We start from the raw sequence: 10,257 nt of genomic DNA on the forward strand, positions 1-10,257 counted from the left end.
CGATTCACTGTCATCCACCGGTGCCATAACGTAGCGCTGTTTGGCGCTCAGCACAGCCCGAAAATAGAATAATGATCGTGGCACACCACATAGCCTAGCAGTGAAGTCAGAATGACCACCATGATTGAGAGCAACCACAAAGCCACTGGGTAACTCTCCACCTGACCGTCCTTTGCCAACCTCATACGAGACGTCTTCGTCGCCGGCTCATCTATGCTGTTAATCGTATACCTTTTGTTAACCATAAACCCTTTTTTGGGCAGCGTAATGATCAGATCGTCAAAATCTATGATACTGGAAATACTTTTTCTCAATAGGCTGATGTGATTATTGAGATTGTTATTTGATGGCCTTAAACCGTGATCCGACCATACGGTATCCAGCAGGTATTCACGAGCGACCCCGGCAATATTTTCAAGCATTGCCTCCAGTAGGCGAGCCGAGATAGCCCCAATCTCTACGCATTTCTCTGGTGATTCTTTTAAATACAGCGTTCTTTCATCGCTATCAAATACTAATTTCGCATCAATGATATACTTCATATTATTCTATAACTGCAATAAAACGGAATGATAAAACCCAAGCAATACATAGCCTATTTGCCATAGGGAAGAAGAAAGTCGCAGAGTTAAACTGGCAGTTCGAAGCTGAACTTATTCTTTATGACCTGAGTTGGCGATTAGCCAGCATCTAAAATCACCTTTGTGTTTAAAGTTGTATTTTGTCATGGCTTTTACCTTGTGTGCACTTACCGTTTTTTGATGAATACCCAATAAGCGTCCAATTTGAATATTGGTGTAACCATTGGAGTAATAGGCCAGCACTGTCTTTTCTCGCTGCGTCAGTTCCATCGTTGATTCGACACAAGGCCGAACCGCCGGTGGTACATACGCTGCATCGATCTGCGCGAGAACAGCGCTGGCAGAATGGCTCCGGGGGATACGTTCCAGGTTATCACCACCATCCGCACTCATTATCCCAGAGTCTGATTGAATCATAAATATCGTATCCGCATTGATCATGGTTTTAACATAGCGATAGTGCGCCAATTTCTCAGCATCGACAAAGGCCATAAAATAATGAGTGTGTGGATTTATGGTTTTATCAAACTCAACGTTAATGGCTTTTTCTTTAAAGTAATCAGCCAATAAATATTGTAGCCCTAGCGTGAAATATTTATCATCATCCGCTATAAGTATTTTTATTTTCATCAAACAAGCTCCGTCGTCAATAAGTCAATTAAATGTCACTAACATTTCGGTAGAGGCGCTCACATTGCCGGTTGGCAAATCACTGCCCCCTGAGCACAAACGCCAGGTGATCTGATTAGTGGTATTGTTGGTGGATTGCACACTGGTAATATTGCCCACTTTGAGTTGGGTATTATCAAATGGCACGCCGCTGGTGGCAGAGCAACTGCCGCTGCCGGTGACGCCACCGCTGATTTCGCCGGTAATATAGCCACCGCCCTGGCTCAGTGCTAGACGGCTCGGCGTGCCGCCATACAGGCCGGTTAATGCTCTGAATTGCACATTGATATTGGCATTAATTCCCCTTGTACTGTCTTGCGAACATTGGGTCGTCAACGTATTGGTCTTTGAGCCCAACTCAGCGCCGCTCTGGGTATTTTTAGCGACGGCACCAAAATCAATCTGCACCGGCGTATTCACAGTGCACTCCAAGGTCGAAATACGTAATGAAATATTACTGGGCAATATCAGTTGGTTTAGAAGAGCTGCAGGTGTTTTTGTCCAAAAAGATGAGTAAAAAGGTAATGTGATATTGTTTTGGCTGGTTTGTGTACCATCCGCCACCATCACCCAGGATCCTATTGCGGTTGCACTTATCGTGCTACCCATTTTGTAAAAATTAGTTACCTCAGTCATTCTGGGGGCTAAGCACCAGGCATAACCAGGAGGGCTAGTGATTGAACTCCCACTCGGTGATATGCTTCCCTTTGTGTTTGGCAACCCAATCGTACCGGTGAGTGTCTCTGACGAGCCATCAGCCAGCACATAGCTGGCATTGATATTCGCTCTAGGGAGTAACCCGACACCAGGTGCGATTTTAATCGCTTGATACCCAGCAATCGTCGTTAAATCGCTACTGGATAAGCATTCAAGCCAAGTATTCAACGCTGAAATATACGCCAAGGGAAGGCTAGCGCTATTATTCATTTGAGCATCAGACGTGCCCAGGATGGCATTATTAGTCACATTAAACGGCATCCCCTCCCACACAACGCCACTACCTTTACCTATTGTGATAGTAGTAACAGCGTATGCTGATTGCCCCTGCGCTAATAGTGACGCCAGCAGGCACAAGCCCGTAACGTTGTGCTGCACAATACGCCATAGCGTTTGAGCTGTCTTTTTCATTGAGTCTCTTCTCCTACCAAGTTGCTTTGCTGTCATCACTGCGCTACCGACTCGTTTCACAGCGCGCCGTTAACTGGCGTACCGGGTTGCCCGCTGCAGGGGCGGCGCTCTCGGCAAAGCTGAACGCAGCACGGCATTGCTGACTGGCTTCTTTGCCCCATTTCGCCGTCAACTGACCTTTTTCCGGCAATCCGCTCAGATACACCTGCCCTGCGTCGCCAACAATGCCGGTGTTGTGTTCACCTGCGGGCGTCCCCTCCACCGTGACCAACGTGCCAAACGGGATGCGGGTTTCACCCTGTTGTAACGTCACCAGTGCCTGATAACCGACGCGCGTATCAAACCTGGCCATCACCACCGCACCCTTGGTTGGGTAAACGTTGCGGCTGGACTGTGTCATCTCCACGTCATCCGGCAAGGTGGCCGGGTTCAGGCTGATACTGTTGTTCTGGTAGTTCGACAAATAGGGCACCAGAGCATAACCGCGGCTATCGGTGCGCACGTTGCCGTTCATTACGCTGGTATCCTTAGCACCCGGCGCGCTGACGACAGCCACCGAATTGCCCAACATTTGCCCCAGCGTCACGCCTTCTGGATGCACGACAACGCCACCGTTAGCGCTGAGGTTAAGTGAGCGAAATGCGCCGCCGTAGCTATACCCCATGTTTACCTGCCCCTTGCTGCCCTGATAACCCGCGTTCAAGGTGCCGTTATCACTGCTCTTGCCGTTCGACCATCCCTGCATGGCGCTGTAAGAAAGACGCTCATCCAGGGCATTACCACTGATGCCGACCTGCTGTTGCACCTCCCCCTGATTGGTATGGGTCATTTGGTAGTTGGCATAGTTGCGGCTCAGCGCCTGGCTTGAGCTGAACAAGCTAAAGGGAACCTGCATATTCAGCGATAGCTGGCGGTTCTCAGGCCAACTGCCGTCACCCTTAATGTGGTCAATGCTGTAGGCCAGCCCATAGCTCACGCCACGAAAGCTGCCGTTGTAACCGGCAGACAGGGTGTTGTTCACGCGATCGCTGCCCCAGTAGTCGTTACGTGACGCCGACAGATACAGCGCTCCCCATGAACCTAATTGCTGGCTGATGCGCATCTGAAAATCAGAGCGCTGGCGATCCAGCGCCCAAGGCATCTGCCCGTCATTCAGTTGAAAGCCCTGGTTGTTAAAATCCGCAAAACTGTAGTAATTACGGGTGGAGTAGCGGTAAGCGGTGAGATCCACCGAGGTTCCGGTACTCAACAGGCTTTTGGCATAGCGCACCCGATAGGAGGCCCCCTGCTGCCGATCCGCCTGCCCACCCAACTGGCTGCTGGAGAAGGTCACATCCGCCGATAAGGCACCCCAGTCACCCAGCGAAAAACCGCTCCCTGCCACCAGCGAGGCGTAGTCTTGCGCGATCAGCCCGCCGCCATACAGGGTAACGTCATGGGGCAAGCCGTACATCAAGGTGCCCAGCCCAAAGCTCGCCTCCCGTGATGCTTGTGTGATCCCGCCGTTGTAACGCCCGGTGGTAAGCTCATATTTGAATGCACCAGGGCGCTGCATCACCGGGAGCGAAGAGAACGCCAGCGTTTGGGTACGCACGCTGCCATCTGCTTCGCTAATGGTCACCGTCAGATCGCCACCCTGCCCACTCTGATACAGATCGTCGATGCGAAACGGCCCCGGCGCGACATAGGTTTGATACACCACGTTGCCGTTCTGGCTAATGGTGATCCGGGCGTTAGTCTGGGCAATCCCCGAAACAACCGGTGCAAAACCGCGCAGGCTGCTAGGCAGCATCTCTTCGCTGGAGTTCAGCTTGACGCCACGAAAGGGAATGCTGTCAAACACCTCATTGCCCGTGCTGCTTTCACCTGCCAGTATCTCTGAACGCCAGGCGCGGATATCGCGCTGTAAATAGGTATTCGTAAAACGGGTGCTCTGCGTCGTGGGGGCAGATGAATCACCACTGCTCTGGTTGCGTACATACGTCATATCGCTGCGCAAGCGCCATGCCTGCCAGTTCAGCCCCCCGCGCATGCTGGCAAACAGGTTGGTCTGTTCGCTGCTGCTCATCTCCGCCTGAGCACTTTGCCGGCTGCGGCTGCCGTTCAGGCTGTAATTCATCAGAATGGCTGGCACCCCATCGTCCCACTGCGCCGGATCAACCGAACCTCTGGCGTTCTGCTGCATCGCGATCTGCGGAATACTGAGATCCAACCGCAGTTGGGCTAAGTCAAAATGCACCTGAGCCTCAGGAATCAGCATCGTCAGATCGTTAACCGCGACTTCTTCCGGCAAGCCCTTAAACTGTGGCAAAGCCGTTGTATTGACGCCTAACTGGTGCAGAAGCGCGGGCGTCAGCTCAGGCTGCACCTCTCCATGCGCATTCTTTTTAAACACCAGGGTATGTGGCCCCTGATCGGCCTGATTCACCCACAGCGAAACCAGATAACTCCCCTCAGGTACGCGACCGGCAGTTTCGTAAGAGCTCAGATCGGCGGTCACGGCTTGATCCCCAGCCAAAGCCAGTAAGGCGGGATCAAAATAGTCACGCGCCGAAGCAGGTAATGTGCCCGTCAGCAATAAAGCCCCTGTCAGCACCGGGGAAATCGCTGAGTTATTAAGACGTCTCTTCATTATTGTTTTGTCCATTTGATGTCCGTCCTGAATAACCCCAAAATTACAGAATCTGTTGCTGAACAGGGGTATCCCAGCCGTCTTCATCAATTAATTGCCACGCCACCTTGCCGTTGGCCCCCGTAGGTAGCGCATAGCGCTGTTGCCCTTTAGGCGGCACCATCAGGCGCAGAGCAGGTTTGCCCAGTTCCACATTGCCGACCTTCAGTTGCGAAAAGGTGAGCCAATAGGGCGTTGGGTTATTGGCGATCAAGGTGTCGCCTTCGCGGTGAAACTGCAGTTGCGAAGCCACATCCGCCACCGCATGCTTAGCCAAGCCCGCAGGGCGGTAGAACAGTTTCATGTTGCTGACTACCGTAAGTGCCATCTGGCCGGAATCCCCCGGTTCAGTAGCCTCCTTTTTTGCCGGAACCGCCTTCATCGAGATAAAGAATACCGACTCCCGATCGGTGGGCAGTGGCTCACCATTGCGCCGTATGCGCAGCGTCAGTTCGCTATTGGCCTCCAACCGCGCCAAGGGCGGCGTAACAATAAAAGGCATCTTCTGTTGCCCGCTGTAGTTCAGATCGACATCACCGGTATTGGGATCGACCGGCCGGATCCAGGACTGCATCAGGTACGGTGCCGCACTCTTGTTATTGACGGTTAACGTCACGCCTTTCTGATCGCTTTCCGAGTAAATCACCCGCAGCACGTAAAAAGAGAGGCCGGTTGATTCCGGCGCGGCAGCCAGTGCCGACAGGCTGCACAGGAGCAGCATGACTGCTTGAATTACACGTTTCATGATGGTTGTTCCTGTTAAGCCGACAACGCGTACTGACAGGGAGCCGATAAGCCACCGAAATCGTTAATGGCTTGCCAATGCACCTGCCTGACCCACTTGCTTGCCGGGTAAATCTCACTGCTCAGCGGCGCAATCATTGCCGGCTGTGCGTCTAAATCCACGGCGCTTTGGTCAAACGTCAAAGCCCCGAATGAGAGAAAATAGGGCGTTGGGTTCTCAATACGTATACCCTGCGCCGTTGGGGTTACCTTCAGTTGGCAATAGGCCTTCTCGGCTGCGATCTTCAACCCTGCCGGGCGGTAGAACAGCTTGATGACAAACTGAAACCCCATTGATAAACGTGCTTCTTGTTCCACTGGTGCGGACTGTGCCGGGATAGCCGACACCGCAAGATAAAACAGCGACTCACGATCGGTTGGCAGCGCCTGATCCTGCTTAAGAATGCGCAGCAGTTGGCTGCTCTCTGCCCCCAGTGGAAACAGCGGCGGCGTCACCACAAAAGGAGCCGCGCTGGCACTGTTCGGCTCCCGCTGCACGCGGCTTTGAATCAGGTAATTTTTCGCCCCGGTATTTTTTACTTTGATGGTTTGGGCTTTATCCTCGGATGAAAAAATCACCCGCGTCTGACTTAAACTGACACCGTCGCTCGCGGCTCCCGCAGAAAAAACCATTAACAACAGCGTGGTCAGTAAACCTTGTACGAATGTCATAACCCCTTCACCGATAAGCAAAAATGAACATCACGTTGGCCGTTAACGCCCCCGGTTTCACCGTGGCACAACCGGTACTACCACCACAGCTGACGCCAGCAAAAAACGGCAGTTCCTGGCTGTTCGGGCTCTGCCCCACGCCTGCCAGCGGTAAAATGGCGTTGGACTTCATCTCTGTCGCCGCATAGGCCGGTGCAGTAGCACTCTGTACCAGCATCACTCCCGCCCCCCCCGCCGTAGAATCGCTGCTGCGAAATAGCCACTTACCGTCTTGCTCAGCCCCCGCCCCTACCAGCAAAATCACCGGTTGCTGCAAGCCGCTGGAAACTGGGCTGCAATCGGCTCTGAGGCTAAACGGCTGCAGGTTAACCAAGGCACCGCTGCGCAAACTGGTCTGTGGCACCTCTCCCAGGGACAGCACGCTTTTGTCCAGGCTCAGCGAACAGGTTTCTTGCACAATCGACGCAGAAAAATTCAATGTCACCGCCTGTGCCGCCAAGCTGCCCAGGCTCAGGATCAGTAAAAACAGCGCCTTAAGGGAGAACCTGTTTAAATGCATCGACGCCTCCCTGATCGTTAATCGTCTGCCATTCAATGGTTCCTTTTCTTACCTGGGTGGAATAGGTATGAGAACCAAATGGCGCAATCATCAACGCCGCAGCAGAATCCAGCTTCAGCGCCTGCCCACCAAATTTGATACCGGCCAGGCTGACAAAATAGGGGGACGGGTTGTTAACCTGCAGCCCATCGTTCACCCGTGAGAATTTCAGGCCTTTCTGCGCCTCGGCGGAGGTTGATGGCAAACCTTCCGGGCGATAAAACATTTTGATGATGTTGCCGACGCCAAACTGCACCGCCGCCTGTACGCCCGTGTTCGGCTGTTTGGCCATTGGTGCCTGGCTCGCCGGTATCGCCGTAGCGTGAAAATAAAATACGGACTCGCGATCCTGCGGCAAGGCGCTGCCATTACCGGCAATGCGGATCTGGTTTACGCTCTTGGGTTCCAAGCGAAAAATAGGCGGTGTCACCATAAAAGGCGTTGCTTCACGGCTGTCAGGGCTCTTGCTGAGAGCAGCCTGAACCAGATAAGGCATCACCGGTTGTGTATTACGTACCGAGACAGAAATACTGTCCGCCCCCTGCGGGTAAATCAGACGGGTAGCATTGATACCAAAGCCATCCGCCATGGCGGCTGATGAACAAGACAGCAGCGCCATCGTCGTGAGAAAAAACAGGTTTAGGCGCTTCATGAATAGGCTCCTGAGGGTTAAAAACTGCAGGCAGCGAGGCTGCCTGCATAGGGTCTTAGTTATAAGAAAAACTGAACAGGATTGGTGCGCTGACGGCACCAATGTTGATACCCGTGGTGGTGGCCGATGCCAGACCCGCCTGCAAGCTCAGTGTCTTGGTATTAAAGTCGCTGGCTGCTGGCGTTGCGCCCGCAGTAGCCACCAGGAGTTTCTGGCCGCTGGTGATATAGGTGGTTGGGGTCGCCACCTGGTTCAACATGATGCCGGTATTGGTACCGGTAGAGTTGAACATATTAGGGTTGCCCCCCAGCGTCTGACCGCTAACGACCAAATTGGCGGTATCTGCCGCTTGAGCAGGCACCTGGCAATTATTCAGGCCAACGGTAAAGGTTTTTTGGCTGGCTGGAATTGGCGTTGCTACCCCGGTAAATTGAGTAGGTGCATAGTTACCCAAATCCAGGTTGTTAGTTGACAGGGAAACGTCACAGGTGGCAGCAACAACGTTAGCCGTTACGGTTAATTGCGCATTCGAAGCCGCTTGGGCATTCCCGGTGGCAACCGCTAATAACAGGGCAGCAGGAGCCAATGTGAAAATAACTTTACGCATGATACTCTTCCTTTATGTATATATTTTCATGTTTAAATAAAACGTACATTTACGCTTAATACTTTCAGTTATCTCTTGATAGAGAGAACTGAAAATATCGGCATTTAGCCAAAAGGCGACCATAAAAACGATCACCACTTGGGCATTCATTAATTCGTAGAAGATTTAATGATATTGTGCTGAATACAGAGTTAACTGCTCAATCAATCTGTACCCTGCTCAATGAGAAGGTATTATCCAAATTTATCATCCCTGTTATATAAGGAAATCCTTAAAGTTCCCACGTTGGTTTTTAAGCTGGTGTATAGCAGATAAGATTGTGGAGGAATCATCGCCCCCTTGATGTTCTCGCCCTCGCGGAACCCCGCTAATATTCATTAATGCCGAGTCATTGTCAATAATGACCTTTGGCTGGAAAAATATAATTAATTTATTGATTTTTATAATAAAAACACCAAAACCACCAACCTGACATATCTCGCCCCCCTTTGAGTGGAGTTTTATGCTGATAATTTTGTGAAACATAGTTTTTTGATAAAACAGCAAGATTAAAATTAGATTAATTATTCAATAGTTAGGGATTTAATGGTCATAGGGAAAACCGTATTGAGTAATCTGATAAATATTAATAAAAAACATAGGAATAAATATGATTTTTATATCCGTGATATTTTCACATTAATGCGATTAGAGCAGGGCGGCATTTCTGATTGACCTAACGGACGCGATCTCATCACTGGCTCTCACAAGCCATAATGAGACATACCCCTCATACTTCAAGTTGCAGGTGCGTTGGCTTTCCTCGCTCACCCCAGTCACTGACTTGAGCAAGCTCCTGGGGATTCTTGCTCGCCTTCCTGCAACTCGAATTATTTTGGGTATATCACCTCAGTATCAGCGAATAATGCCGCGTGTGGAGCGTGAGAAAAATTGATCAAATAACCTGAGTAACGGATAGTGAATGGCCAAACGCGCAGCTTCTTTCTTTGCCTCGTCGAATGGCATTGCCAAGTGATAGATACGATCGTAGAAAGTACGGATCTCTTGCTGCTGCTGAATATCCGCCGCCAGAAAAGCAACGGCCGATTGGTTAAACCCGGTAGGTAAAGCGTGGTTCCCGCTGGCACAGACAAATGGCGGCACATCCTGTACCACGCCCGAGCGATCGGCGATCTGCGCATAGGCCCCCAGAATACAAAATTGGTGGATCGCACACATCACCCCGATCTGGACCGCATCATCAAGCTCGACATGCCCCGCGAGACCACTGTTATTACCAATCAGCGTGCCATTACCGATCACGCAATCATGCCCAATATGGACGCTGTTCAAAATACGATTGTCATGGCCGATCGCCGTGCGGCCCCGGCCTTGTACAGTGCCACGATGAATGGTGGCTTTTTCCCCAATGTGGTTGCGATCGCCGATCACCACATCGGTCGCTTCGCCAGCATATTTCAGATCCTGATTCACTTCACCGATCGACGAATACCGCCCAATGCTGTTGTTGCGCCCGATGCGGGTCTGGCCGTTAATCACCACGTGCGAGGCGATCACCGTGCCTTCGCCAATCTCGACACCGGCAGTAATCACACAAAAAGGGCCGATATACACCTGTGCACCGATCACCGCACCCGGTTCAATCACGCTGCCACGGGCAATGTGGGCGGAGGAAGAAATTAACATCGCGTTACCCTGACGATGGCTCATGACGCTTTAGTCACGCAGGCACATCATCGGTTAATAATTAAGCCAAGGTCTGGATTAATCAGGAATGGAGTGGCAAATGGACGCGGCAAACAGCCCCTTCGGGGTGCTCTAAGCGAGAGCATGAGGACAATAACTGCACAGAGCATAAAGAGTCTGTGGCAAAACCACGCTATCTTATATTTTTAT

The 10,257-nt window shown here is 51.5% G+C and carries 10 protein-coding genes; all 10 read right to left on the reverse strand.

From position 1 onward, the window contains the following. Window positions 1-47: 47 nt before the first annotated feature. Window positions 48-542, reverse strand: coding sequence for a winged helix-turn-helix domain-containing protein (locus tag BMI79_RS10835; RefSeq protein ID WP_076942159.1), 495 nt, complete (start codon window positions 540-542; stop codon window positions 48-50). Between the two features lie 111 nt (window positions 543-653). Further along, complete coding sequence (locus BMI79_RS10840; RefSeq protein WP_076942160.1) at window positions 654-1,211, reverse strand: LuxR C-terminal-related transcriptional regulator; 558 nt, start codon at window positions 1,209-1,211, stop codon at window positions 654-656. A gap of 24 nt (window positions 1,212-1,235) precedes the next feature. Then, window positions 1,236-2,378, reverse strand: coding sequence for an adhesin (locus BMI79_RS10845; RefSeq protein WP_244157331.1), 1,143 nt, complete (start codon window positions 2,376-2,378; stop codon window positions 1,236-1,238). A gap of 43 nt (window positions 2,379-2,421) precedes the next feature. Then, complete coding sequence (locus BMI79_RS10850) at window positions 2,422-5,010, reverse strand: fimbria/pilus outer membrane usher protein (RefSeq protein WP_076942161.1); 2,589 nt, start codon at window positions 5,008-5,010, stop codon at window positions 2,422-2,424. A 43-nt stretch (window positions 5,011-5,053) separates the two neighbouring features. Continuing rightward, window positions 5,054-5,794 carry a fimbrial biogenesis chaperone gene (locus BMI79_RS10855; RefSeq protein ID WP_083704424.1) on the reverse strand — a complete coding sequence of 247 codons (741 nt, stop codon included), beginning with the start codon at window positions 5,792-5,794 and terminating at the stop codon, window positions 5,054-5,056. 14 nt (window positions 5,795-5,808) lie between these two features. Continuing rightward, window positions 5,809-6,504: a fimbrial biogenesis chaperone gene (locus BMI79_RS10860; RefSeq protein WP_076942162.1), complete on the reverse strand. Its 696-nt coding sequence runs from the start codon at window positions 6,502-6,504 to the stop codon at window positions 5,809-5,811. Between the two features lie 7 nt (window positions 6,505-6,511). After that, window positions 6,512-7,063, reverse strand: coding sequence for a fimbrial protein (locus tag BMI79_RS10865; protein ID WP_076942163.1), 552 nt, complete (start codon window positions 7,061-7,063; stop codon window positions 6,512-6,514). Then, entirely contained in the window at window positions 7,038-7,754 is a 717-nt protein-coding gene (locus BMI79_RS10870; RefSeq protein ID WP_076942164.1) for a fimbrial biogenesis chaperone, read from the reverse strand. The genes BMI79_RS10865 and BMI79_RS10870 overlap by 26 nt, the downstream gene beginning before the upstream one ends. Window positions 7,755-7,809: 55 nt before the next feature. Continuing rightward, on the reverse strand, window positions 7,810-8,361 hold the full coding sequence (locus BMI79_RS10875; protein ID WP_076942165.1) for a fimbrial protein: 552 nt from the start codon (window positions 8,359-8,361) through the stop codon (window positions 7,810-7,812). 894 nt (window positions 8,362-9,255) lie between these two features. After that, window positions 9,256-10,047, reverse strand: coding sequence for an acyl-ACP--UDP-N-acetylglucosamine O-acyltransferase (gene lpxA / locus BMI79_RS10885; protein WP_076942167.1), 792 nt, complete (start codon window positions 10,045-10,047; stop codon window positions 9,256-9,258). Between the last annotated feature and the right edge of the window lie 210 nt (window positions 10,048-10,257).

The organism is Serratia oryzae (assembly GCF_001976145.1).
Taxonomy (GTDB): Bacteria; Pseudomonadota; Gammaproteobacteria; order Enterobacterales; family Enterobacteriaceae; genus Chania; species Chania oryzae.